The sequence below is a fragment of the Virgibacillus sp. L01 genome (assembly GCF_052246775.1).
GTDB lineage: Bacteria > Bacillota > Bacilli > Bacillales > Amphibacillaceae > Lentibacillus.
On record NZ_JBQQCP010000002.1, the window covers coordinates 357,667 to 383,414 of the forward strand.

Below are 25,748 nucleotides of genomic sequence, written 5' to 3' on the forward strand. Positions count from 1 at the left end.
AATGTAAAATATAAAGGAAGGAGCATTACGATGCGTAAAGTTAAAATGATTAATCGAGTTTCTATTGATGGCTATTTTGCTAGTCTTAATGAAATGACTGGAGGGATGGACTGGTTCGTCCAAGACAACGATGTTGATAAAACTACTCACGAGTTGGTGAAGGCAGATACGCTTATAGCAGGCAAGGCTACTTTTGAGTTGTTCGAGGCTTCATGGCCGCCAGTTCTTCGTGACCCGAACGCCCCAAAAGAAATGAAGGCGTTGGCGCAAGAGCTGACCGACATGAAGAAAATTGTTTTTTCGGAAACGATGAAGATGTCCGAGTGGGAGAACACTGAATTTTATAGTGGAGATATAACTGAAGTTGTGAAGAAACTGAAGGAAAAAGATGGATTAGACATTCTCATTATGGGTAGTGGCACCATAGTGCAGCAGCTAACTAATGCCAGTCTGATAGACGAATATGTCTTCATCCTGACACCAGTTATTGCTAGCGGAGGAAAGCCACTTTTCAAAGAGGTACATCAAAACAAGCTTACTTTCCTCAAAGCCAATAGCTTTGCTTCTGGCAACGTACTGCTTCACTACGCTGCTGCTGAATAGTTCTCGGTATGCTGGTAGAACATCGCCTCTGGTAGACGAGAGCTCACGAAGGCATATTAAAATAGTACATCAAAAAAATAAAGTTATATTACAGATAATTAACGGGGGCATTCTTAAAAAAGGTGGAATGCTCTTTTTTATTGCATATTAATTGGTGTATGGGGAGTCTTATGTTGAATTAGAAAGAGGAAAAAATATTAGAGTCATGTGCTTCACAGTACAAATATACTATTCAATAGAAAAAGGATATTCAACAATCGGGCGCTTTTTTGAAATAAAGATCAGCGCTCATTTTTCATTTAAACGCCATCTATTAAAATAAGACTTTCAAGGGAAATTCGAATTTTAACAAGGATTATTTGTTGTGATTGTAGAAATTAATAGCAACTGGGAGGTGATAATAATGAAAGTGAAACGAATTGTTGCCAATGTGGAAACACAGGATATTAAGAAAGCAAGGTACTTTTACGAGGAAGTACTTGGACTTGATCAATTAATGAATTTGGAATTTCTCGCAACTTACGGCTCTCAAGAGAAAATGGACACTCAAATTAATTTCCTTTCAGAAGGTGGCTCCGGGACACCGGTACCTGATTTATCAATTGAAGTTGATGATCTTGATAGTGCACTAGCCCGGATAAAAAAGGGAAAAATTCCCATTGAGTATGGGCCAGCCAACGAGCCATGGGGTGTGCGGCGTTTTTACGTTAGGGATCCGTTCGGGAAACTTATCAATATTTTAATACATATTTGAATGAATGCGTTAACAGGATCATTTCCGGAGTAAGACACTGCTCCTTTTTTGCATGAAAAGGGTGTGATGGAAGAAGTTCAGCTATATAAAATCTACAATAATGTGCAGAACACAAGTGTACCTAATTGAATGTTGTACAATAGAATTTAATTAACACTTAATAGAGTTATTTTCATAATTCATAGCCGTTGCGCTCCAATAAGTTTGAGATACAAAGAAGGAAGTACCTCACCAAGTCTTGTATAATGGTAGTTGACGAAACAGCCAAAAAAGACTTGAGGAATACTTCCTATCAAATAGGAAGGCATTTTTGATACGTGATACAAAAAATAAATTCTGTCTGATGCAGGTTAATAAATGATGTTGAGGGGTAGGTAGAGAAAGATAACCCCTCACATACTGCTAGAGTGCATGAAGGATTATTTTTTGTGGTTATTATCAGAAACGAAAAACGCAACTAACATCCCAAAGGATATCATTAGCGTTAGCGCACTAACAATATCCATAGGCAAACACCTCCTCCAGGAAGTCTCCCAATGAGGACTAACGGCAGATCGACAGTGCTACAAAACCCTCATGCAAAGCCAGTCTATTTTTTATAACATATTGAAACATCTATACTATAATTACTGAAGTCCTTTTTAAATGGGCATGACAAATGAACAACTTTAGTACAAATCATTGTTCCGTAAGAAATACTATTCAAGAAGGGAGCAAGAATGGAATATGACTAGCACCACCTTTGCTTTTATGACGTTATCATTTGTTGCACGTATTATAGTTAGGAGGAGAAGTCATGGATAATGATCGTATTAAACGAGAGATTTTTATTAATGCATCTGTTCAAACGGTATGGGAGTTGATAAGCCAGCCAGCATGGTGGGTGGGCGATGCACCGGGCCCCGACAAGGTACAGGTTGATGGATTACGTGTGATAGCAGATACAAAGTACGGTAAATTCCCGGTATTAATCGAGAAGGTTGATCCGCTGAATTACCTTGCCTGTCGATGGGCAAGTTCATTTCCCGGTGAGGAACCAAGAGAAGGTAACTCTACATTTATTGAGTTTATGTTGAAAGAAATGGATGGGGACTCAAGGCTTCGTGTAGTTGAAAGTGGATTTTCCAGCCTCACTGTTTCTGAAGAAGAGAAAGGTAAATTTTTAAAAGGGAATGTCGAGGGATGGAAGTACCAACTGGAAGTATTGCGAAAGCATGCTGAACAGTAAAATGTTGTGTCTATAGACAGTAATAATTTTGATTTGTCATAACTCATCTTATGTTGTAACAACAAAAAAGTTCAACGTTCTGATGAAAAGAAGATAAACTACTCAGATAGATGAAACACACATTAATTTCAGATAACGGCTCAGAGGCAAACATGGCACATGAAGTAGATTCTACTAGGCTCAAGATACCATCAAAATGTGAATCAAATGCCTTTTACACAAAATAAAGATAGCTATACAAGAGAAATCAAAATAGCTTTTGAATGGTATAATTAAAGAAACAATTAAGCAAAAATACATGCAAGGGAGGATGTATCATGACCAAACATAAGATCTATACAATGAGTGTCGCAAATGTCTACCCTCATTATGTTACGAAGGCGGAGAAAAAAGGACGTACGAAAACCGAAGTCGATGAAATCATCCGTTGGTTGACAGGGTATAGCCAGGAAGAGTTAGAAGAGCAACTGGAAAAAGAGACAGACTTTGAGACCTTCTTTGCGAAAGCACCCCAACTGAATTCTTCACGGACTTTGATCAAAGGTGTGATCTGCGGTGTCCGAGTGGAAGACATCGAAGAACCAACCATGCAGGAAATTCGCTATCTGGTCAAGCTGATCGATGAGTTAGCAAAGGGAAAAGCGATGGAGAAGATTTTGCGAAACCAATAATTATAGCGAGAAACACTGATTCTATATATAAAATATAAAAGAATCGGTGCTTTTTGTAAGTTGGATGCGAAACCGGGCCAGATCGTTGAATAAACACCATGACTGAGTAGACGACAAATTTAAGGTATGAAAGATAAATTCTTTCACAATTAACAAATGATTTAAATATCCCAAGTAATTATGTATGTTGGAACTAGGATATTTTACACTTATAAGGAGAGAATTTTCTTGGCAAAATGGGACAATATGCTAGCTATCGTTTGGCTGTTAAGATCAAGAAACAGCATGACGGCGGAACAACTTTCTGAGAGATTGGAAATTAGTGTTCGGACGGTTTATCGTTATATTGATGCACTTTGTGCAAGCGGGGTGCCCATTGTAGCGGACTCGGGACATGACGGGGGCTATCATTTGCCGAAAAGTTTTCGGGAAGCACCGCTGTTTTTTAATCTTAATGAATTGAAAAGTCTTTTTCACGCCGCCTCATTTGCACGGGGAGCAGGGTATCCGTATGAAACGGATTTAGGCCATGCCCTTGAAAAAATCCAACAGAATTTGAACTACAAACAGAAGGCCTATTTGGATCGTCACATGAGTGGTTTTGATGTCATGTTTTCACAACATGATGAATCGATGCACCGTTGGCTTAAGTAGCTTGAACAAACCGTGGCAGAGGGTCAAACCATTGATATATCCTATGATAAACGGAAGGGTGAAGGAGCTGTTGAACGTCGGATTGATCCATATGGATTGGTGTACCGACAAAATTATTGGTATGTGGTCGCCTTTTGTCACCTGAGACAAGAACTGCGTACGTTTCGTATAGATCGGATCAGCTACCTGTCATATTCTGGTTTATTTTTTGAACGACCAGACAATTTTTCGGCGAGCAAGTATTTAAAAAATCAGTGGAGCTTTGATTGGGAAGCAAAAGAGCCAACTACTATGGTCCATGTTCGCGGGAAACCTGAGGTTATGGATTATCTGTGCCAAAATATGCACCATTGCCTGATGGAACGAGGAGATGAAGAGGCCCATTTCAAAATCAACGTTGAACGGATAGAAAATAAATTGCCTGCGTTCCTTCTTTCGTTTGGAACAGGTATTCAAGTATTGGAACCAAAGTCGTTAAGGAATAAGATGGCAGAAAAGGCCCGACAACTTGCAAAATATTATGAAACAAGTGAGCACCTTGACGAAAGTTGAGAGGTAAGTTGCTTCTATAATATAGGAATTCCGAGTCACTTTTGAAAAGAAGGCAATTTATAAATTAGAGCTGGCAGTAGGAATTTCAAGTAGATGGAGGAGATACTATGAATTATTTCAGTACATTTATATTAATTTCTGATGATAGCCCTGTACAGGCTAGTAAAATACCTATATCTAATAGAAAAAAGAGGACAATATCTGAAATTGAATATGCGCTGCTTCATGAGAACCCGGGCTATTATACACAAGATGAGTTACAATTTGAGGTACATATGATACACAAAGAGATTCCAGAAGTAAACCGTGACGGAGAAAAGGTGCACTTTTTAGAGAAAAGCCGTGCTTGTATGCGGGCTTCTTCTCTACCGAAACGTTTTGGCTGGGGAATTTACTTTGATGCGAATGGCAAGACTGAAATGGTTCCAGTTGAATCGGAGAGATACCGGAAGCTTAAACAGCAGGATGAAATCAATAAGGTCAAGGCGATGAAGTCTAAAAATAAATGAAGTGCCATCGTCAATTATAGAATAACCTCAAATGGAACGGCTTCTTCCGAACGGAATAGTAAAAAAAGTGCGGTGATTAGTAATTTTGTGAATCCCCTGACAGCAATTGTCAGGGGTATTGTTTTATGATTGTAACATTCCCGGAGAAAAGTGAATAAACAAGGAGGAATTTCAAATGAAACATCAAACATTACAGCTGTATGATTATCACGTTTGGGCAAACAACAAATTTTTCGGACGTTTAAAAGAGTTACCTGAAGAAATTTATTCACAGGAAATTCAAAGTGTTTTTCCTTCAATTGCAGAAACGCTCTCCCACATTTACATCACTGATACCATTTGGATCGGTGCTATGCACGAAGGCAATTTTGATCAAATTCAGTCTTCCGTCGTTAAAGCTGCTGAAGCAACGAAAGGTAAAAATCTCGAGGAGCTTGAAGTCATGTTTACAGAGCTGTCTGAACGCTATAAAGAGTTTCTTAACAGCGAGGATGATCTTGACAGACCCATGGCTCCCGAACATCCACATTTTGGTCAATTGGAAACACAACTTTCCGATTTGGTCCAGCATGTTGTCAATCATGGGACGTATCATCGTGGTAATTTGGCAGCTATGATTCGCCAATTGGGGCACCCAAGCGTCCCAACAGATTATATCCATTTTCTGTATGAAAAGAATGCGATGAACTAGTTATACAGCTAAAAAAGGTGTTCTTTACTGGAGTTAGGGCGTCGATTTTTGGGCGCCTTTTTCTAATAAGGAATTTAGTGCCAGCATGCATATTCATATGGGATACCATGTTATTTATTATCTTGACAACGGCTGTCAGGATAAAAGTTTTATTATGATGGTGCAATGAATATAAAACATTTTGCAGGATTTCTAGAGGGATCTATCCATTTGAATAAATTATGGAGGGACTATCATGATTACCGTTTACAATTACGTACTAGATACATTATCAGACTGGGAACTTGGATATGTGACGGCTGAGCTTAATTCGGGTCAATACTTTAAAAAGCAGAGTGACTCTGTTTCTGTAAAAACTGTTTGCTCTACAAATGAATGTATAACAACAAAAGGTGGTATGACAGTTACACCTGATATAACCGTTGACGAAATCATTATTGATTCATCAGCACTTTTATTGTTGCCGGGGGCAGATACTTGGGGGGATTCTAAACATATTCCAATTATTGATAAGGCAACTGAATTATTAGAATGTGGGGCAACTGTCGCTGCAATTTGTGGAGCAACAACTGCACTTGCAGGGGGCGAGGTGTTGGATAAACGGATACACACTAGCAATAGCCTTGAGTATCTTAAGATGGTTTGTCCAAACTTTAAAGGAGAGTCATATTATAGGGATTTAAAAGCAATTAAGGATGGTAATTTGATTACTGCTAGTTCCGCAGGAGGATTGCTTTTTGCTAAAAAAGTAATAGAAGATTTAGAAGTCTTTTCTAAGGATACTCTTGAGGCGTGGTATAACTACTTTGATACAGGGGATGCAAAATATTTCTACGATTTAATGCAGACTCTGGAAAATTAGATATCTTAGTGATATTCGAAATAAACTATTATTCAATCATCTGGCGCTATTCCTTAATAAGGAATAGCACATTGTTAAAGAATGGGCTGCGCTTATATCAAAAATCCGAACTTGACTGACCGTGGTTGTCAGTGAAGTTGTTATATAGTAAGACAAGGTCGTCAGATTAAGGGTAATAATGCCGATCGAATAATCTTACTTTTTTGGAAGGTGATGAAGTTGAAACTACTGCAAATTAGACTTTTGGTCAAAGATTTTAGAAAAAGCGTTTCGTTTTACAAAAACCAGCTCGAATTGCCAATTAGCCTATATGAGGAAGAGATGGAGTATGCTCTTTTTGAAACGGGAGAAACCAAAATTGAGCTTTTACCACGAAACGTGATGGCTGAAGGGGTCGGTGAAGAACATAAGCCTGTGGATGCAGAAACACAATCATCATTCTTGTTTCAATTTAAGGTGGAAGATGTGGATAAGGCTTATAGCAATTTTCGCAAAAAGAACATCATGTTTGTGAACGCACCTCATGATCGAACAGATTGGGGCGCCAGGATTGCCCATTTTCGTGATCCGGATGGAAACGTGATTGAAATCTATACAATGCTTGGTAGGGACAAATAATAAGTAAGTGTGTAGTTGCCTTCATAGGGCGTGCCTTTATCTCAAAGCGCGCCCATTTTGAATGGTGTCGAACAGCCGGAAGAGGGGGATCGAAAATGATTTATGTCGCACTATTGTGTGGTATTAACGTGGGTGGAAAGAATAAAATAAAAATGGCTGAATTGAGGTACTTTCTTGAAACGATAGGTCTTAATCGGGTTCAATCTTATATCCAAAGCGGTAATATCCTGTTCGAATCGAATGAAAAGGAAGAAGCGTTGCAGAAACAAATCGAAAAGAAAATTGAAGGAGGATTTGGCTTTTCTATAAACGTTATTTTAAGAACAGCTACGGAACTGGAAAGGATTATCGGAAATTGTCCATTTTCAGAGAAAACCATATCTGAGGCAGAAGCATCTGCAGTAGGAGAAAGTCTATATGTTGCTTTACTGTCCAGACCTCCGTCGCATGAAGGAATTAAACGATTAAGCAGTTATAAAAATGAAAAAGAAACATATCTAATCGAGGGCCGGGAAATTTACCTCTTATTCCATCATAGTATTCAAAATTCCAATCTGGCCAAAAGCCTTCAGAAATTAGGGGTTACTGTGACAATTCGTAACTGGAAAACTTTAAGTAAGATCGGCGCAATGGTAAATGAAAGGAATATATGATCTTTTAGAAAAGTGCTACTCTGAGTATAGCGTCAATAGGCGAGAATAAACACCTATTCCATTTACCAAAAGCTTGGAGAATGCCAAGTGTTCTAATAAAAATCAAATTGAAATCTATCTGTATCCGTTTTGATCAAACCTTTTTCAAGATGGATTTTTTATTTCAAATTATATTTATCTGAATTTTTATTGAATTCTTAAAATTGATAGTGTAATATAATTGGTAATACCAAAGTAATTAATGGAAATACCAAAGGAGATGTAACACAATCAGATCTTCAAAGGAAATTGAAAAAAACCTTATCATTAAAATTCTTCAAGGGGAATATCCAATTAATAGCTCGATGCAGCCAGAAAGAGAACTTGCAGCTGCCTTTCGCGTAGGCAGACCAACAATCAGGGAAGTACTGCAGAAGTTGAATCGTTCTGGCTGGCTGACATTAAGGAAAGGGATGCCCGCGACTGTAAACGATTTTTGGAAACAAGGGAATGTGCATACTATCGTTGATATTGTACAGTCTCTTGATGAGATTCCAGATGAATTTGTACTTTACTTTTTGGAGTTTCGTATTGGTATAACTGCTCAATATGTTAAAGAAGCTGTCAGGAAACACCACCCAAAAGTAGTTGGTTTGCTTTCTCAAATGGATGATTTGCAAGACAAAGCGGAAGATTATGCGGAATATGATTGGAAGTTGCAAAAGGATATAGCCGCTCTGGCGGAAAATCCAGTCTTTCTATTAACACTAAACAGTTTCGATGGTGCTTATACAAAGATGGCTACGCGCTATTTTTCATATTCATTTTGCCGTGAAGCTTCGTCTAGTTACTATAAAAAACTTATGGCAGCTGCACTTAAAGGGGATTATCAGCAGGCAGAAAAAGTTTCCCGGTCGATGATGGAAAAAAGCTATGCTTTATGGAAAAGTCATCTTTCGTTAGGTGTACAGGGTGATAAGGAATTTTATTAGCAGTTAAGACAGTGTAGATCCTTTTTTACTGTGAAAAGCAACAAAGGCTAAGCCAAATTTTCTAAGAAGGAGAGTGGGTTTCATGAAGAAGTATTTAAAAGAGTTTTTCACATTTCCTGATGTAACCATTATGCTTGTGTTATTTATCCCGGTTGTCATTTTTACATCAATGAATTTATTGGATTATGGAACTTGGATTGCGATTATGGTTGGTATGATTGGATATGCACTGAGTGAGTATATGATTCACCGGTATTTATTTCATATCAAAACACCAAAGAATCCTTTCTTATTAAAAATGATTAAGCGATTACATTATGATCACCATGTTGACCCCAGTGATCTGCGCTTACTGTTTCTACCACTTTGGTTCAGTATCCCAAACTTTGTCATTAGCTCATCCGTTTTCTATCTGATTATGCAAAACTTCCAGCTTACAATAGCTTTTCTGGCGGGAGTTATGGGCTATTTTCTTTATTATGAATGGAAGCATTATGTTGCTCATAAGCCGATAAAACCACGTACACAATTAGGAAGAACCATTAAAAAAACACACCTCTGGCACCATTTTAAAAATGAAAATTATTGGTACGGTGTCACACATACGACCGTTGATAAAACACTTGGCACATATAGGGATCACAAGTATGTTGAAAAAAGTGAAACAGCAAGAAATTTGGAAAAACGCAGCCGAAAGAACATTAACTAACCAGGTATTTTAGCTACTGATATTATCCTCCCATACAGATTAATTCCGGATTCCCTTACCAGAATTCCAATTCATCTAATTTAGCGAACATCCTGATTAAGCACCTGACATGATTGAGTCCTAATTTTCATAAGATAGCTGATAGGCATGGCAGAATTGTTGTGTGTGATGCCGTTTAGCTGTATCGTAAAAGAGGAAGAAGTAAGTAATGCAAAATTAGATGAAACAGGAGCTGATTAATTTGCTCGGGCAACGATTCAGACATACAAAGCGTTATCGCGAAATTATAAATGTACTTATGAAAAATGGATTCAGCCATTTCCTGTTTCGGGTTGGCTTGGCAGACCGAGGACTGGCAGCAGGACAGGGTGCTGAAGAAATCGATCGAAACATGAAAAATGTTGGAAAGCGGCTGCGGCATGCATTGCAGGATCTGGGGCCATCATTCATTAAGCTCGGCCAGATTGCCAGTACCCGCCATGATGCACTGCCACGTGAAATAATAGAAGAATTGGAAAAGCTTCAGGATCATGCACGGGTAATTCCATTCGAACATGTGCGTTCTACAATAGAGTCAGAGCTTGAGGATGAACTCGGCAATCTTTTTGCACACGTGGATGACGCCCCGCTTGCGACAGCGTCAATCGGACAAGTACACACTGCCAGGCTTTTTAGTGGCGAGAATGTCGTTATAAAGGTGCAGCGACCAGGGCTGAAATCCAAGATTGAAACCGATTTGGAAATTTTACAGGGATTTGGGCGTATACTGGAGGAACGCACTGCCTGGGCAAAGCGATACCGTATCTGTGACATTATTGATGAACTGTCCAATTCGCTAAGAAATGAACTGGATTACTTAATGGAAGGTCTTGGTGCTGGACGGATTTCCAAGCAGTTTGAGGATGATGCGTTTATAAAAGTTCCGAATGTTTACTGGGATTTTTCAACAAAACGGGTATTGACGATGGAAAAAATCGAGGGCATAAAGATCTCCAAAATTGAGGAACTGGATGCTAATGGGTATGACCGAGTTAAAATTGCCCGGCGGCTTGCGGATACAATACTTCGGCAGCTTTTTGAGAATGGTTTTTTTCATGCCGATCCACACGCCGGTAATATTAATGTGTTGCCAAAGAACTCGATTGCCTTACTGGATTTCGGGCAAACCGGAATGATTAATAAAAAGACACGACAGTATTTTGCTTCAATTCTCGTGAACCTTCATCAGGGTAATACGAAGTCGATGATTAAAACATTTTCTAAGATGGACATTATCGGTGAGGATACAGACACAGAGGCATTACAGCGTGACTTGGACGACTTGCATGTACGCTATGAAAATATCAAAATGAAAGAGCTGAGCCTCGGCAGAGTTATCCTGGAAATATTGAATGTGTCATATCATAACTACATAAGAATACCAACAGAACTGGCGTTGGTCAGCAAGGTAATCCTGACGCTTGAGGGAGTTCTCCAGCGGCTCGATCCGGAATTCAGCCTAATGCGGTCAGCGGAGCCTTTTGCACAAAAGCTGATGTGGCAGCGTTATCGCCCTAGGGAAATTATCCGAAATTCATTGGAAGAGATTGGTGAAGACATTGGTATTATTTCCGAATTGCCAAGTGATTTGAAGGAAGTAATGGACGTGATCAAGAAAGGCAAGATCGGGCTGGATATTAATGTGAAACGCGGCGATCAAATCATGCGCAGGGTGGACAAGATCAGTAATCGGTTGTCGTTCAGCGTTCTGATGCTTGCCTTTAGTATTTTAATGGGCAGCCTAATCATCGGCCTAGCAATTGTCGGACAGGACACCATCATCTGGAACCTGCCAATCATTGAAATTGGTGCAGTCATCGCCGCTCTCATGTTTGTGCTTATGGTAATAACGATTATCCGATCAGGACGGATGTAAGAGATTCTAAGATTGAACGGAATGGAAAGTGGGTAACACAAATTAACAAGTACTGTTATAGAGGAGGTCAACAATGAAGCAGACACTTGTCGTTTTTCTTATTCTTGCTGTATTGATGGTCACCTTTTTTGTAGCAATTGAATTTGTTTAGTTTAGTGAAAAGCGGGACAAGGGGCCTGTCCCTAAATGTCCCACAAAAAAGTGAGGTATAAATAGTAAAGTAGCAGGATCCAACATTACTGGATCCTGCTACTTTATTGGATTACTCTGCTACATCTGCCCATTTATATTCATATGTTGCTCCGAATGGGTTGACGTGAATACCTTTTACTTTCGGTGAAATTAGTTGGGCTCTTGAGCTTTGATAGATTGGTGCAATTGCGGCATCCTCAAAGAGAATTTTTTCAGCCTCTAAGAAGTTTTCGTAGCGTGCTGCATTATCAGAAGCTAATGTTGTTGCTGTTTTTTTGACTAATTTATCATATTCCGGATTGGAATAGCCCATCATATTGTTTCCGCTTTTAGTTGTCCAAAGGTTCATAAATGTGAATGGATCAAGGAAGTCTGGACCCCATCTGGATACTTGAAGTTGATAATCCATCTTTGTATCTAAATCAAGACGTTGTTCTTTAGGTACTTGTTTTAAATTAATTTTTAATCCTGGCAGATTTGTAGATAGCTGATTTGCAAGATATTCTACCAACGTTTTTGTTGTTTTATCATCCCCAGTTAATAATTCTAACTCTACTGTATCTGTGCCAAGCTCTTCTAACCCTTTTTCCCACAATTTTTTTGCTTTTTCCAAATCATAGGTTACAAGGTCACCACTTACTTCACGGAAATCCTCTCCGGATTTTGGAAGCGGTGTGAAGTCTTTAGGTATCAGCCCGTTAGCAACGATGGATCCATTATTAAGAATTTCATCCACTAATGCTTGTTTATTAAAGGCTCTGCTGATTGCAGCCCGAATATTTCTGTTGGCAAGTGCTTCAGATGTTGTCTGGTTGAACTTTATAAAGTGAACAAAAGTGTCCGGTGATACGACATAATCTTCGTGTGTACTATATTTATCAACAAGGTCAGCAGATAGGTCAATCCGGTCCATTGCGCCTGATTCGTATAAATCAACAGCAGTCTGCGGATCCTTTACTACTTTGAACGTCAATTTATCCATCTTAACTGCATCTGCGTCCCAATAATTATCATTTTTAACTAATTCCCATGAATCACTGGTACTTTCCCAATTTTCTAATGTATAAGGCCCGTTTGCTAATACTGTGTCAGAATTTGTGGCAAATTTATCTCCCTGTTCCTCGACAAAATCCTGGTTCAGCGGGAAGAAGGTACCAAAGGTTGTTAACGACTCAAAATAGGGTGTTGGATTTTCCAGATTAACTACTAATGTATAGTCTCCATCAGCTTTTACACCTAGTTTTTCAACAGGAAGTTCCCCACCGCTTACTTTTGTGGCATTTTTAATTACGTTATTCATCATATATGGACCGTATTCAGATCCAGTATCTGGATTGACCGCACGGCGCCATGCATAAACAAAATCATGAGCGGTTACGGGATCACCATTTCCCCAAGTTGCATCTTCCCTTAATGTAAATGTCCATGTAAGTCCATCTTCACTAACTTTATGTCCCGTGGCAATGCCCTCCGTAATTTTTGCGTTCTCATCAAGCCGATATAGCCCTTCCGTGGTAGCTGCTAAAAAATTGAAGGAAGCTTCATCTGTTGCGATTGAAGGGTCCATGGTTGCGATGTTTACTTTGTTTGTAAAGTTTAATACTTTCTCTCCATCTTCTGTTGTCTCTGTTGCTGAATCATTGGAATCCGCTGCGTCATTAGAGTCCTCTGAACACGCGGCCAATATACTTAATAATAGAGTCAGTACTGCGAATATAACCCATTTTTTTAAGTTCATCTGAGCCCCTCCTATGTTTTTTTTGAAAATTAACCGTATTGAATCTAATGGAAATTTTACAACATTGTAATATTGTAATCCCGTTAACTTAGTTTGTAAAGTGAGAAATGATAGAATTTTATCGGAATTTGTAATTTTTTATAAAAGTAAGCCTTATCATAATAATTTTCTTGGACATCGTTTGTTAATGGTTCACTATATTTATATAATGTGGATGGCGGGTGCAAGCAAATTAATAATAAGGTCATAGAAGGGGGCGGCATGAATAGTGTCAAGGACAGGCATTTTTAATCTGAGGAGAATTTGTTTATTATCATTAATAGTTCAAGAATCTTTGATATAATAGAGACAGTGTAATCAGGTTTTTTCATGGGTGGTGGCTCACTTTCCCTGCAAAGGGGGTGATGCCTATGACATTTTTTGAGACCATGTTTCTCATGATCTCGTTCGGAACGTTAATTGTTGCGATAATGTCAAACAAAAAATAACCACCCTGAGCCTGCGCAAGCGTTTAGGGTAGTTATTTTCTTAACTCTTTACGTGAGCCGCCCCTTTGAAGGGCTATTACACGTAGGCTGAATGGTGTTAGCGCACCATTCAGTCTTTATTAATGTATGACTCTCTGTTTATAGTATACCTTATTTTGATTAAATGTTAAACATCTTACTTAATTTTTACTTTATCAATATACAGGGGTTCATCAAGCGGTATCCCGCTAAGTTATAAATGCTTTCCTAATTATGTAACACTTCCTAATGAACTGGTATTTCCTTTTTGGTACTGTTAGGAGATAGTTTTGTTTTTGAGGCTATAAAACTAGTATTAGAGCGAGGATTGGTGAACTGGGTTTCTGTGTAGGAAAATCTCCAATCCCTTGCTGAATGAGTACATCATCTGTGTAGATGCGGTGAAAGCTGAATAATTGGAGTATCGCCGAAGTCAACATCGGCAGTAGCATTTGCATTTCTTTCTTTACTATCACTTAGTTCCTTCTAACTTATCGTCACCTTTTATATCGAAAAACTTATTGTCTGGTTCAGTGAAAATGGGACAAGGAACCTGTCCCTAAATGTCCCCTTGGTGCACATTTGAAGTATGTAAAATCCACTTTTGTTATTAATTATTAAATTCTAATGTTTCATTAATGTCTGTTGATTTAGAACTTTGCTTTGTCATGCGTTTATAGTAAAATGCAATTTTCTTTATGAAATTTCCTTCTTCCCAATATTCGGCTGCTTCCACATTCACCTTTATTAAAATAACATTAGGATCATCATAAGAAGTTTGCATTATTTTCTCGTATATTTTGCTCCACAATTCCTTTTTCTTGCCTAAATCTTCAACGATTTCCGCTCTACCACGGACGGAAACATAAGATTTACCTACATATGCTACATTAACATCTTGATTATGTAATATTTCATCATATTTATTTGTCTCTTTTTTGGTAAAAAACCATAAGTCACCATCAAACTCTACTTCTTGTGTTTTCATGGGACGAGAAACAAGCCCTTCTTCAGTAGCTGTAGTCAACATGGCCGTGTCTGCATCTTTAATTAACTCTCTCAATGTTTCAATATCATCTTGTTTCATGATGTTTGCCATTTCTATCACTCCTTCAAGGTAATAATGCCCTCTAGACCAACTTTTATTCAGGTGAAAAAGAGTAAATGCTTATTACATCATCATTAAATTAAAAAAGGGAGGACCATTAAATGTCGCTCCCTTTAAAACATTATTCCTCATCTAAAATTGCATCAAATGCTTCTGAAACTCTGTCAAATTCCTCGTCGGATTCAATTGCTGATAAATCATTGTCATCGTCTATTTTGAGGAAGAAGAGATCAATGTCATCTTTACTTTCTGCTTGTAAGTCCTGTACAAAGCTGACTGCCACATAGTCAGTTCCTTCTAATGTAACCTTTGCCAGTACTTCAACAGATTGTTCCTCTTCTGACTCGTCACTTATTGTAAAAACTTCGCCAACTTCTATTTTGTCCAATTTAAATAATCCTCCTTATGCTAGTTCTTAAAAGTCATGGTAACATTCTTTCCTTTAAGTATGAAATTAATGCAAGTTATTAAAAAGTGAAGCACTGTTTTGAAGCAGTATTATTTCTATCATACTCTATAATTGTATCTAGTAATTTCAAGAAATTAAGGTTAAGATGTCTCTTGTACATAGTGTCAGGACAGTGTTGATGTTTGTTCCCTCAGAATTAATTATGAGAATTTGTGATAATGACTATAGAAATATGTAATAAGTTGAATTTCTTAATATATTGAATTTTGTGTATATTTTTGCTTTAATGAAAATAGAGTAAAAAAATAGAAGAACCACCTTTGTATTGATGACAACTATACGCCTTTAAGTAACTGAGTAATTACTCATAGCTAATAATTATCTCAAGGAGGTGATCAAATGTACAGCAGTGGAAATCCGAGCTAAGTTTTGCCCAAATGTTACATATTTTAGAAACTGTTCTTCAAACTTTGATCCACGGCTGGAATTGTGGCAGTAAAGAAAGTATAAATACTTTCTTACTGCATAAGTGCACCTAAGGTTTTCGCTGGCGATAAGCCAAGTTTTCTAATCTAATCTTATATACGTCATATTCTATGATTCAAATATTAAAGAAATAATAGAGGAAGAGGTATCCATTAATCAATTTTTATGGATTGCATTGAAAGAGTTGATAAGAATACCCTCCTTCCACTTAAAAGGTGCTAACTAAATGTAGAAAGGATATGGTAGATTGAGTGTTGAACTTATAGCCTTACTAATGTTCCTTTGCCTCTTTTTTGTATTGTTTTTAGGATTACCAGTTGCCCTGGGCCTAGGGGGTACGGCTGTTCTATTTGCTTATTTGTTAACTCCGCATACCCTAATGGCTGCACCTAGTGCTTTTTTTTCTACACCGTGGCAGCATATTTTAGTAACAGTACCATTGTTTTTATTTATGGGGAATCTTATACGTTTTTCGGGGATTGCAGAATCTGCCTATGATGCAGCTTATAAATTAATTGGACATCTTCCAGGTGGTTTAGCCGTTGGGACTGTGCAGGTTAGTACTCTATTTGCTGCTATTACAGGGATTACCCCTCCTGCTACGATTACAATGGGACAAATCGCTTACCCCTCTATGATGAAGTACAACTACCATCGGGGAATTGCGATTGGATCTATTGGAGCGGGTGGAGCACTAGGAGCTCTTATTCCACCTAGTGTCCCATTAATATTTTACGGGTTATTAGCTAACGAATCCATTGGGGCTTTGTTCCTGGGTGGCGTTATACCAGGTATAATGCTTGCTATCATGTATTCGATTTATATTGTAATTAGATGTAAAATCCAGCCACATATGGGGCCACCCCTACCCCGGGATGAAAGGTTTTCCTTTAGGGAAAAGGTTAATACAGTCCTTAGTATTTGGCCATTTATAGTACTTGTATTTCTTGTTTTGGGTGTTATATGGCTTGGAGTAGCGACACCTACAGAAGCTGCGGCATTCGGTGCAAGTGGAGCATTACTCATTAATATTGTGTACCGTAAGCTCACTTGGAAAATATTAAAAGATTCTCTCGAATTCACGGTCAAACTTACTGGAATGGGATTATGGATTTTAATTGGAGCAAACCTTTTTGTGAACGTATTTAGTGCTGTTGGTGCTCAAGATGTTATTACCTCATTGGTTACTTCCATGCCAGGTGGAGAATGGGGTGTCCTCATCATGATGATGTTCATCATCATGATTTTAGGGATGGTGATGGATGACTGGGCCATAATTATGCTTGTTACCCCTTTGTTTGTTCCAATCCTCAACATTATGGATATTAACCTTTTATGGTTTGGGATTCTATTTATTGTCAATATCCAGATGGCTTACCTATCTCCACCATTTGGTTTTGTTCTGTTCTGGATTAAGAGTATCTTGCCTAAAGGTGTATCTATGGGAGATATTTATAAGTCCGTTTTACCGTTCATACTTATTCAATTACTTGCTTTAATTCTACTACTTCTGTTCCCTGAACTTGCACTGTGGCTTCCTAATACCATTATGGATTAAGGGGGTCTATTAAAGAAGGTAGTGAGTGATTCTTAAGAAAAAGGGAGGTGATATATTCAAGTTTTGGTAAAAGTCTTCATGCAAAATTAATAAAAGGGAGGACTAAATTATATGAGGAGATATTCATTTCTGTATTTAATACTGTTACTCGTTTTTTCTATCTTTGTTCTAGTTGGCTGCCAAGAGGATACAGCAAGTGAAACTGAAGGCACTTCTGATTCTGATGCAAGTTCTGAGGGAGAAAGTGGACCACCCGACGAAGTAACTAAGTGGGTCTTTCAACCTGCTTTTGATTCATCCGATGCTGGCTGGGATAATGGTGTCGTACCTTGGATTAAGGCTGTAGAGGAAGCAACGGAGGGGACGATTGAAATTGAGTTGCTCCCAGCAGGGTCAATTACAAGTGGAGATGAAGCTTTTGGTGCAACTATTGCGGGAACGACTGATCTTTATGCTGGATGGGCAACTGTTTATGGTGGCAGTATGCCTGAGGGAACATTAGCTTATGGAATGTCAATGGGGGCAGATAACACGGAAGAAGCTTGGGAAGCTATGTGGGGGAACCCAGACTACCGTATTGGTGAACTTGTTCAGGAAGCTGCAAACGAGATTGGTCTTCATTGGGTAGGTTGGACGAATCAGGGACCTAATGCAGCCTTTACGAACTCTCCAATTACTAAATTAGAAGATTTCGAGGGACGTAAAATGAGGGCTGGTGGACCGCAAGCTACTTTCTTAGAGACTATGGGGGGAGTGCCAGTTTCATTACCTGGAGGAGAAATTTATATGTCCATTGACTTAGGGACAATTGAAGGTACGTTCTGGGATACGGGTGGGATCGATGATATGAAGTTTCAGGAAGTCATTGATTATGCAATATTACCAGGATGGACCCCAGCACAACATCAAGAGATATATGTGAATCAGGATTCTTGGAAATCTCTGAATGACTGGCAGAGAGACCAAATTGATGATATATTCAAATCTACCTATTTCAAGACGAGTCAGATGCATGCTGAAAAAGTTGATGAAGCTTTACAAGTTTTGAAAGATAGTGGTGGAGAGGTTATCACGCTAAGTGATGAAGAAGTAGACCGAATGCGTGAAAAGGCAATAAATGAGATATGGCCTAAGATTGCTGAAGAAAGCGAACTTAACGCAGAGGGAGTTAAACTTTGGAAACAATTCATGAAAGACAAAGGCAAGATCGAATAAATAGAAAGGGGGCGAATTTACAAAAATGAAAACTTGGAGCATGGTCGAACATGTTATCGATTCTATTAGCGAAATAATGGGTAGAATTGGGTGGCTGATTATTATTTATGTTATGTCCTTTGGCATATTTGACGTGATAATGAGGTATTTTTTCAACTCGCCTTCACTGTGGATTTCGGTAACCATTCAGTATGCTATGGTTTTATTAGCTTGCGTATCTGGAGCATATGCCCTAAATAAAGAGGCATTTGTCAAACTTGATCTCTTCTATGCTAAATTTCCACCTAGAGTAAAGGCAATTGTTGATATTTTCACCTTCTGTTTAACATTTTTGTATTTGTACGTCTTGATCACGAAAGGAATAGAGGCAGCACAAGCTTCCTTTGCACTAAAACAAACTACACCAACGGCGGTTCCAATCCCACTTTACCATTTGAAGGCATTTATACCGATTGGAGTTTTTTGTGTACTGCTTGTTGCTATTAAAAAACTTGTCATTGACGTACAAACAGTCATTGGTAATGAAAAGCGATAAATTATTCTCATTGAAGGATTGGTTTGCCCCTTTCTACAAACTTAGGTCTGTTGCTTAAATTAAGCTCTTAGTTTAAGCAACAGGCTTTATTTTTTTTACTTTCATCATAAAATTACCGGTTACTATTAATGGAATATATCATAAAAATATTCAGTATTTTCAATCCTTTTTCTATTTTTAAGTTGATTCCAATACTACTTCGTTATAAACTACATATAATTTAATAAACTAATTCCTAAACTTGAAACGAGGTTGTACTAATGCTAGACCAAAAGAGTTATTTACCACTTCATTTGCAGTTAAAAAATAGAATAGAAAAACAAATTACTGACGGAGAATTTTTGGATCAAATACCAAGTGAGCGAGACTTTATGAATAAATTTGGTATTAGCAGAAGTACCGTTAGGGAAGCTATTAATCTATTAGTTCGGGAAGGGATCCTTGAAAAAAGGCATGGGAAAGGTACGTTTGTTTCGGTAAAACCGCTTCATGATTGGCTTGGGAACTTAAGTAGTACGACGGAGACAATCCGTCATATAGGAATGAAACCAGGGGCTAAACTAATCACACATTATAAGACTACACCACCAGCATATATCCAGGAGCAGACTGGTTTTAAGGAAGCATATTTTATCAAACGGGTAAGATTTGCGAATGATATTCCGATTGGCGTGGAACGACATTACTACCCAATTGCTATTGGAGAAGCTTTAATTAAATACGACCTGGATAACGCTACACTATATGATTTAGTTCAACACGAATTAGGTATACAGTTTGCTGAAGCAGATCAAACAATCTCAAGTGGGCAAATGTTACAGGAAGACTTAGATTATTTGGACATTACACCTGGTACGAACGTTCTAATTGCGGAGCGTGTTATTCAAGATCAGGCGGGTACCATAATTGAAATGGAAGAAGCATATTATCGGAGTGATATGTATATGTTTAAAATAAAATTATCGAGAAAGTTTGGTTAGTTTTAACAGCAATTTCTATTTATCATATTTCATAATAAAGCATATTGAATATCTTAATATCAGAATTAACAAAAAACATTGAATTTTTGTACCATTATTTTATATAATAGAAGCAGACCTATAATAACTGGTACGGACGTCGTGACCTATCGCTTATCATGAGAATGTTATGGTCGTTATTTTTGGGGAGAAAGGAGTGATGTTAATGATTATTGGGGTTCCTCGGGAAGTTAAGAATAATGAACATCGGGTTGCACTAACCCCTTCTGGCGTTACAGCTTTCGTGAAGGCAGGGCATCGTGTGCTGGTGGAAAGCTCATCTGGTAATGAAAGCGGTTTCTTGGATGAAGAATATAAAGCAACAGGTGCCGAGATTGTAGCTTCTGCAAATGAAGCATGGGCTGCAGAAATGGTGATGAAGGTTAAAGAGCCGCAGCTTGAAGAGTATGATTACCTTAGAGAGGGATTAGTTCTGTTTACGTACCTTCATCTAGCTGCCGAACCAGGGTTGACGAGAAAGCTAGTTGAGAAAAAAGTAACCGCTATTGCATATGAAACGATCCAGAACAATGATGGATCATTACCACTATTAACTCCTATGAGTGAAATTGCTGGCAGAATGTCTGTACAAATTGGTGCTCAGTTTTTGGAAAGACCCAAGGGAGGAAAAGGTGTCCTTCTTAGTGGTGTACCAGGAGTCAGACCGGGAAATGTTGTCATTATTGGTGGTGGTGCTGTTGGAACAAATGCTGCGAAAATGGCGATCGGTCTAAGAGCACACGTGACAATCATTGATATCAATGCAAATCGTCTCCGTGAATTAGACGATTTGTTCGGTGGAGCAGTTACTACAGTAATGTCAAACCCGCTAAATATTCAAGAAGCAGTAACACATGCAGATCTGTTAATTGGTGCAGTCTTGATTCCTGGTGCTAAAGCGCCACAATTAGTTTCTGAAGATATGGTAAGGAGAATGTCCAAAGGATCTGTCATTGTTGATGTCGCGGTTGATCAAGGTGGATCAATTGAAACAATTGATAAGACTACTACTCATGATGATCCGGTTTATCTGAAACATGATGTTTTGCATTATGCAGTCGCAAATATGCCTGGTGCCGTATCACGAACAGCAACACTATCATTGACGAACAATACAATTCAGTTCGGCTTGTTGCTTGCAAATAAAGGATTACTAAAGGCTGCTGAAACTAATCATGCGTTTGCCAAAGGCGTCAATACACATGATGGGTTCGTAACATACGAAAAAATAGCCAATACACACAATATGTCCTATAAATCGTTGTCTTCTATTTCTACAAGTAATCCAGTTTCAAATTATTAAAAATGCCTGGGAGTAAGATTAATAATGAAATGGGGGAAAAGGTATGGAGGCAGAGGTTCAAATGAGTAAAGCGGTTAATGAAACACCATCCCGACTATGGAATGCAATGCACCGTTATAACCCGGATGCTGAGCAAACTGTAGCAGTGTCTGGTGAGGGATCATGGTTTACAGATGAAAACGGTAATAAATATCTTGACGGCGTATCCGGTTTGTGGTGTTTAAACCTTGGTTATGGGCGTCAGGAAATAGTAAATGCAGCAGCAGAACAAATGAAAAAGCTTTCGTATTTTCCGTTAACAATGAATCATCAGCCCGCAGTCAAATTAGCGGGAAAAATTAGTGAATTATTAGGAGGAAACTATCAAACTTTCTTTTCCAATAGTGGTTCAGAGGCAAATGAAGCGGCATTTAAAATTGTACGTCAATATCACAGTCAAACAGGAAATCCTGGAAAATATAAAGTTATTTCCCGCTATCGGGGTTACCATGGCACAACACTCGGGGCATTAAGTGCAACTGCACAGGCAAACCGCCGCGTTAAGTATGATCCAGGTGTGCCAGGTTTTTTACATGTTTACCCACCATATAGCTATCGATCTATATTTGGTGGGGATGCAGAAGAGTCTGATTTAAAAGCTGCCCAAATGCTTGAGGAAATGATTAATTGGGAAGGCGAGGAAACTGTTGGGGCCTTCATCATGGAACCATTTATTTCAGGTGGAGGTGTCATTATCCCATCTACCAAATATATTCAACGTGTAGCAGACATTTGTAAAAAGCACAATGTACTGCTAATTATGGATGAAGTCGTTTCAGGTTATGGTCGAACAGGTGAAATGTTTGGTTTCATGCATGCGGAAGGTGTTCAACCTGATATTATTACAATGGCAAAAGGCTTAACCAGTGGTTATTTACCACTAGGAGCTACCTCTGTCAAATCTGAAATTTATGACGCTTTTAATAAAGAAGGAAAAGATAATCACTTCAGGCATATCTCAACCTATGGTGGTCATCCAGCAGCATGTGCTGTTGCACTTAAAAATATAGAAATTATTGAAAGGGAAAATATTATACAACGCGTAAGAAACTTAGGCGATAAGAAATTAAGTAAACTTCATCAATTAATCGAACATGAAAATGTTGGTGAAGTTAGACAAATTGGTTTTTTGTTGGGTTTGGAAATGGTAACGGATAAAGAGTCCAAGGTACCGCTCGACGAATTGAAAATGGCTGAAATTATTGGCAAGTGTAAACAGAAAGGCTTAATCATTGGCAAAAATGGTGACACTGTCCCAGGTCAAAATAATGTTGTGATAGTGGCACCACCTCTATCGAGTACAGAAGATGATTTGGACTTTATTGTGGAAACCGTAAGTGCTGTTATTCGTAGTCTCTAGAATAAACCTGATTCACGCTGCCAGTAAGGAGGGATGATGGTTGAAAGGAGAGGTTGTTTAGATGAATTACGATAGATTAAAGACATTTATTGCAGTCGCTGAAAAAAAGAGCTTTTCTGAAGCTGCAAAGATATTATATGTCACGCAGCCAACAATAACATCGCAGATAAAAGCCCTAGAAGAGGAATTGAACACGAAGTTATTTGAGCGAACAACGAAAAAAGTAGAGATGACACAGTCTGCACATATTTTACTGAAATATGTCAGGGAAATTGTTCGTCTAACTGACTCCGCTCAAAAAGAAATTTTACAGAACGAAAATACTGTCGACGGTAATTTAAGTATAGGGTGCAGTTTAACAATTGGGGAATATATACTTCCTGAGTTTTTAAGGAAATTCATAGACTCCTACCCCCTAGTTCAGCTAAGTGTTAAGATTGCGAATTCGAGTGAAGTCGTAGCTAAACTTAAGGATCAATTAATTGATGTTGGGTTAATTGAAACGCCAATAGAGGATCCACAAATTGTTTTGGAACCGATTTTGGAGGATGAACTTATTCTAATAGCGGCACCAGCCTATTTTTCTACTAATGAAGTAAATATTTCGCTTGATCAACTTAAAAAATTACCGCTTATTGTTAGGGAAGAAGGATCTGGTACACGAGCTGTCGTGGATAATTATTTAACACAGAGCAGACTTTCTGTTGATGATTTAAATGTAGTGATGGAATTAGGGAGTACGGAGTCGATTAAAGCTGCAGTTGAATCTGGTCTGGGTGTATCAATTATTTCTAAAAGTGCGATAAAGAAAGAGGAAAGGTTAAAATTGCTGAAAACATATCCAATTGATGATATTTCCTTTTATCGCTCTTTCTATATCGCATCTAGAAAAGATCATATTTTAACATCAACAACTGAACTATTCTTGGAAGAATTATTAAGCATTGTACAGGAAAAGGAAGTCTGCAATTTAGTCCATCTACCAATAGGAAATATTGTGCAATGATAAATGGAGAAATAACTATTTTTTAAGGAGGAATTTTTAATGGCAAGACAACAAACCGAAGTGAGGAAATCAACCAATCAAAAAGTTAAAATGACGCCAAGTGAGGCAATTGTCGAAACACTTGTAGCAGAAAATGTTAAAGAGGTTTATGGTATCGTTGGCTCGGCTTTTATGGATATGTTAGATCTATTCCCAACAGCTGGCATACGTTTCCTGCCTGTTCGCCATGAACAAAGTGCAGGACACATGGCAGATGCCTATACACGCGTTTCTGGTATTGCTGGGGTTATTGTTGGGCAGAACGGTCCGGGTATCACCAATATGGTAACATCGGTTGCAGCCGCGAATCAGGCACATACACCAATGGTCATCATCTCTCCTTCCGCTGGGACACCTACAATTGGATGGGATGGGTTTCAGGAGGCAAATCAGGTATCTATATTTGAAGACATCACCAAGGAAACTGTACGGGTTACACATAAAAGCCGTGTAGCTGATTGTTTGCGGACCGCTTTTCGGATTGCGTATGCAGAGCGTGGCCCAGTATTGTTTGATATCCCACGTGACCTATTTTATGGAGAGCTAGAAGATCAAATTCTTGAACCACACCAATACCGTGCCGAAAAGAGAGGTGCTGGAGACCCTGCATCAATTGAGAATGCTGTAGAGCTTCTTAAAAATGCTGAATATCCAGTAGTCATATCAGGTCGTGGAGCAGTTGATGCAGAAGGTGTTGATTCGGTCAGGAAGATAGCTGAACATTTAACAGCACCTGTAGCTGTATCATATATGCACAATGATGCATTTTCGGCAGACCATCCGCTTGCAGTTGGCCCGATTGGTTACATGGGATCAAAAGCTGCCATGCATACGTTAAAGAAAGCAGATGTCGTTCTAGCAATCGGAACGAGGCTATCTGTATTTGGAACATTACCTTGTTATGATATTGATTATTTTCCGAAAAATGCTAACATAATTCAGGTCGATATTAACCCACGTCAAATTGCGCGAACGCACCCGGTAGCAGTTGGAATTATTGGGGATGCGAAGGCTACGAGTGATGAAATATATAGTCAATTGAAGTCAGCAATTTCTTCTCCAGAGAAAAATCGAGCACGTTTGGAAGAAGTTAGCACGTTGAAAAATGAATGGGAACAAGAATTGGTTGACTTGGCTATGGAAGATGGCAGTCCAATCAATCCACGACGTGCACTGTTAGAATTAACAAAAGCATTGCCTGACAACACAATTATCTCATCCGATATTGGAAACGTATCATCGACTGCTAACGCATATTTGAAGTTTAACCAAACCAGACGTCATATTGCCGCGCTCACATTTGGTAATACAGGATTTGCATATCCGGCAGCACTTGGAGCTCAGTTAGCAGAACCGGATTCACCAGTTGTGGCAATTATCGGGGATGGCGCTTGGGGAATGAGCTTACACGAAGTTAGTACTGCAGTAGAACAAAGTATTCCTGTTATTGCCTGTGTGTTTAACAACAAATCATGGGCGGCTGAGAAGAAGAACCAAGTAGACTATTACGATGATCGCTACGTTGGATCTGATATAGATGCACCTGATTTCGCTGATGTAGCAAAATCAATGGGTGCGCTTGGTTACACAATTGAAAAACCAGAGGAGATAGGACCAGTAGTGAAAGAAGTATTGGCGAAACGAAAGCCAGCAGTCCTTAACATTTTCGTGGATGGTACTCAGCTTGCACCCCCATTTAGAAAAGACGCATTAAAAATGCCAAAAAGGTTCTTAGATAAATATAAACATTTAGACTACGATGAATGGAAAAAGTAATATGACTGGAAATAGGATCAGGCTTTTTGCCTGATCCTATTAATGTTAGAGGGAACGTTTAGTTAATCG

27 protein-coding genes are annotated in these 25,748 nt (G+C 38.6%); 23 read left to right on the plus strand and 4 right to left on the minus strand.

Annotated elements, in window-relative coordinates; translation table 11 throughout:
* Window positions 1–30: 30 nt before the first annotated feature.
* From ACTWQM_RS06895 to ACTWQM_RS06960, 14 genes are all read left to right on the plus strand, one after another.
* The gene (locus ACTWQM_RS06895; protein ID WP_443257442.1) at window positions 31–603 is read left to right on the plus strand and encodes a dihydrofolate reductase family protein; all 573 of its coding nucleotides are present in this window, start codon (window positions 31–33) and stop codon (window positions 601–603) included.
* 403 nt (window positions 604–1,006) lie between these two features.
* Window positions 1,007–1,357, plus strand: coding sequence for a VOC family protein (locus ACTWQM_RS06900; protein ID WP_443257443.1), 351 nt, complete (start codon window positions 1,007–1,009; stop codon window positions 1,355–1,357).
* A 796-nt stretch (window positions 1,358–2,153) separates the two neighbouring features.
* On the plus strand, window positions 2,154–2,585 hold the full coding sequence (locus tag ACTWQM_RS06905; RefSeq protein WP_443257444.1) for an SRPBCC domain-containing protein: 432 nt from the start codon (window positions 2,154–2,156) through the stop codon (window positions 2,583–2,585).
* A gap of 317 nt (window positions 2,586–2,902) precedes the next feature.
* On the plus strand, window positions 2,903–3,256 hold the full coding sequence (locus tag ACTWQM_RS06910; protein WP_443257445.1) for a DUF2200 domain-containing protein: 354 nt from the start codon (window positions 2,903–2,905) through the stop codon (window positions 3,254–3,256).
* A gap of 228 nt (window positions 3,257–3,484) precedes the next feature.
* Window positions 3,485–3,910, plus strand: coding sequence for a helix-turn-helix transcriptional regulator (locus ACTWQM_RS06915; RefSeq protein WP_443257446.1), 426 nt, complete (start codon window positions 3,485–3,487; stop codon window positions 3,908–3,910).
* Window positions 3,911–3,922: 12 nt separating this feature from the next.
* Window positions 3,923–4,462 (plus strand): helix-turn-helix transcriptional regulator, encoded by a 540-nt coding sequence (locus ACTWQM_RS06920; protein ID WP_443257447.1) that lies wholly within the window; start codon window positions 3,923–3,925, stop codon window positions 4,460–4,462.
* 107 nt (window positions 4,463–4,569) lie between these two features.
* Entirely contained in the window at window positions 4,570–4,971 is a 402-nt protein-coding gene (locus tag ACTWQM_RS06925) for a DUF6157 family protein (RefSeq protein ID WP_443257448.1), read from the plus strand.
* A gap of 175 nt (window positions 4,972–5,146) precedes the next feature.
* Complete coding sequence (locus ACTWQM_RS06930; protein ID WP_443257449.1) at window positions 5,147–5,662, plus strand: DinB family protein; 516 nt, start codon at window positions 5,147–5,149, stop codon at window positions 5,660–5,662.
* A 235-nt stretch (window positions 5,663–5,897) separates the two neighbouring features.
* A complete protein-coding gene (locus ACTWQM_RS06935) occupies window positions 5,898–6,524 on the plus strand; it encodes a DJ-1/PfpI family protein (protein WP_443257450.1) in 627 nt (208 codons plus the stop codon).
* Window positions 6,525–6,743: 219 nt separating this feature from the next.
* Window positions 6,744–7,142 carry a VOC family protein gene (locus ACTWQM_RS06940; protein WP_443257451.1) on the plus strand — a complete coding sequence of 133 codons (399 nt, stop codon included), beginning with the start codon at window positions 6,744–6,746 and terminating at the stop codon, window positions 7,140–7,142.
* A 95-nt stretch (window positions 7,143–7,237) separates the two neighbouring features.
* Window positions 7,238–7,795, plus strand: a complete 558-nt coding sequence (locus tag ACTWQM_RS06945; RefSeq protein WP_443257452.1) for a DUF1697 domain-containing protein — start codon at window positions 7,238–7,240, stop codon at window positions 7,793–7,795.
* 269 nt (window positions 7,796–8,064) lie between these two features.
* Window positions 8,065–8,766, plus strand: a complete 702-nt coding sequence (locus ACTWQM_RS06950) for a GntR family transcriptional regulator (protein ID WP_443257485.1) — start codon at window positions 8,065–8,067, stop codon at window positions 8,764–8,766.
* A gap of 82 nt (window positions 8,767–8,848) precedes the next feature.
* Window positions 8,849–9,475 (plus strand): sterol desaturase family protein, encoded by a 627-nt coding sequence (locus ACTWQM_RS06955; protein ID WP_443257453.1) that lies wholly within the window; start codon window positions 8,849–8,851, stop codon window positions 9,473–9,475.
* Window positions 9,476–9,695: 220 nt separating this feature from the next.
* The gene (locus ACTWQM_RS06960) at window positions 9,696–11,390 is read left to right on the plus strand and encodes an ABC1 kinase family protein (RefSeq protein WP_443257454.1); all 1,695 of its coding nucleotides are present in this window, start codon (window positions 9,696–9,698) and stop codon (window positions 11,388–11,390) included.
* Between the two features lie 262 nt (window positions 11,391–11,652).
* Here ACTWQM_RS06960 and ACTWQM_RS06965 read toward each other — a convergent pair whose 3' ends face one another.
* Window positions 11,653–13,320 (minus strand): peptide ABC transporter substrate-binding protein, encoded by a 1,668-nt coding sequence (locus ACTWQM_RS06965; protein WP_443257455.1) that lies wholly within the window; start codon window positions 13,318–13,320, stop codon window positions 11,653–11,655.
* Between the two features lie 410 nt (window positions 13,321–13,730).
* On the opposite strand from ACTWQM_RS06965, the gene ACTWQM_RS06970 reads away from it, so the two are divergent.
* Complete coding sequence (locus tag ACTWQM_RS06970) at window positions 13,731–13,808, plus strand: putative holin-like toxin (RefSeq protein ID WP_443257486.1); 78 nt, start codon at window positions 13,731–13,733, stop codon at window positions 13,806–13,808.
* A gap of 320 nt (window positions 13,809–14,128) precedes the next feature.
* Here the strand turns inward: ACTWQM_RS06970 and ACTWQM_RS06975 are convergent, their stop codons facing one another.
* The 3 genes from ACTWQM_RS06975 to ACTWQM_RS06985 form a co-directional block, all read right to left on the minus strand.
* Window positions 14,129–14,302: a hypothetical protein gene (locus ACTWQM_RS06975; protein ID WP_443257456.1), complete on the minus strand. Its 174-nt coding sequence runs from the start codon at window positions 14,300–14,302 to the stop codon at window positions 14,129–14,131.
* A 134-nt stretch (window positions 14,303–14,436) separates the two neighbouring features.
* Entirely contained in the window at window positions 14,437–14,925 is a 489-nt protein-coding gene (locus ACTWQM_RS06980; protein WP_443257457.1) for a pyridoxamine 5'-phosphate oxidase family protein, read from the minus strand.
* A 130-nt stretch (window positions 14,926–15,055) separates the two neighbouring features.
* On the minus strand, window positions 15,056–15,322 hold the full coding sequence (locus ACTWQM_RS06985) for a DUF1292 domain-containing protein (protein ID WP_443257458.1): 267 nt from the start codon (window positions 15,320–15,322) through the stop codon (window positions 15,056–15,058).
* Between the two features lie 754 nt (window positions 15,323–16,076).
* On the opposite strand from ACTWQM_RS06985, the gene ACTWQM_RS06990 reads away from it, so the two are divergent.
* From ACTWQM_RS06990 to xsc, 8 genes are all read left to right on the plus strand, one after another.
* On the plus strand, window positions 16,077–17,387 hold the full coding sequence (locus ACTWQM_RS06990; RefSeq protein ID WP_443257459.1) for a TRAP transporter large permease: 1,311 nt from the start codon (window positions 16,077–16,079) through the stop codon (window positions 17,385–17,387).
* Between the two features lie 111 nt (window positions 17,388–17,498).
* Window positions 17,499–18,602 carry a TRAP transporter substrate-binding protein gene (locus tag ACTWQM_RS06995; RefSeq protein ID WP_443257460.1) on the plus strand — a complete coding sequence of 368 codons (1,104 nt, stop codon included), beginning with the start codon at window positions 17,499–17,501 and terminating at the stop codon, window positions 18,600–18,602.
* A 25-nt stretch (window positions 18,603–18,627) separates the two neighbouring features.
* Window positions 18,628–19,137, plus strand: a complete 510-nt coding sequence (locus ACTWQM_RS07000) for a TRAP transporter small permease subunit (RefSeq protein WP_443257461.1) — start codon at window positions 18,628–18,630, stop codon at window positions 19,135–19,137.
* Between the two features lie 260 nt (window positions 19,138–19,397).
* Window positions 19,398–20,117 carry a GntR family transcriptional regulator gene (locus ACTWQM_RS07005; RefSeq protein WP_443257462.1) on the plus strand — a complete coding sequence of 240 codons (720 nt, stop codon included), beginning with the start codon at window positions 19,398–19,400 and terminating at the stop codon, window positions 20,115–20,117.
* A 205-nt stretch (window positions 20,118–20,322) separates the two neighbouring features.
* The gene (gene ald, locus ACTWQM_RS07010; protein WP_443257463.1) at window positions 20,323–21,459 is read left to right on the plus strand and encodes an alanine dehydrogenase; all 1,137 of its coding nucleotides are present in this window, start codon (window positions 20,323–20,325) and stop codon (window positions 21,457–21,459) included.
* A 43-nt stretch (window positions 21,460–21,502) separates the two neighbouring features.
* On the plus strand, window positions 21,503–22,858 hold the full coding sequence (locus ACTWQM_RS07015; protein WP_443257464.1) for an aminotransferase: 1,356 nt from the start codon (window positions 21,503–21,505) through the stop codon (window positions 22,856–22,858).
* Window positions 22,859–22,919: 61 nt separating this feature from the next.
* Window positions 22,920–23,864, plus strand: a complete 945-nt coding sequence (locus tag ACTWQM_RS07020) for a selenium metabolism-associated LysR family transcriptional regulator (RefSeq protein WP_443257465.1) — start codon at window positions 22,920–22,922, stop codon at window positions 23,862–23,864.
* Window positions 23,865–23,903: 39 nt separating this feature from the next.
* A complete protein-coding gene (gene xsc / locus ACTWQM_RS07025) occupies window positions 23,904–25,679 on the plus strand; it encodes a sulfoacetaldehyde acetyltransferase (RefSeq protein WP_443257466.1) in 1,776 nt (591 codons plus the stop codon).
* Window positions 25,680–25,748 lie beyond the last annotated feature (69 nt).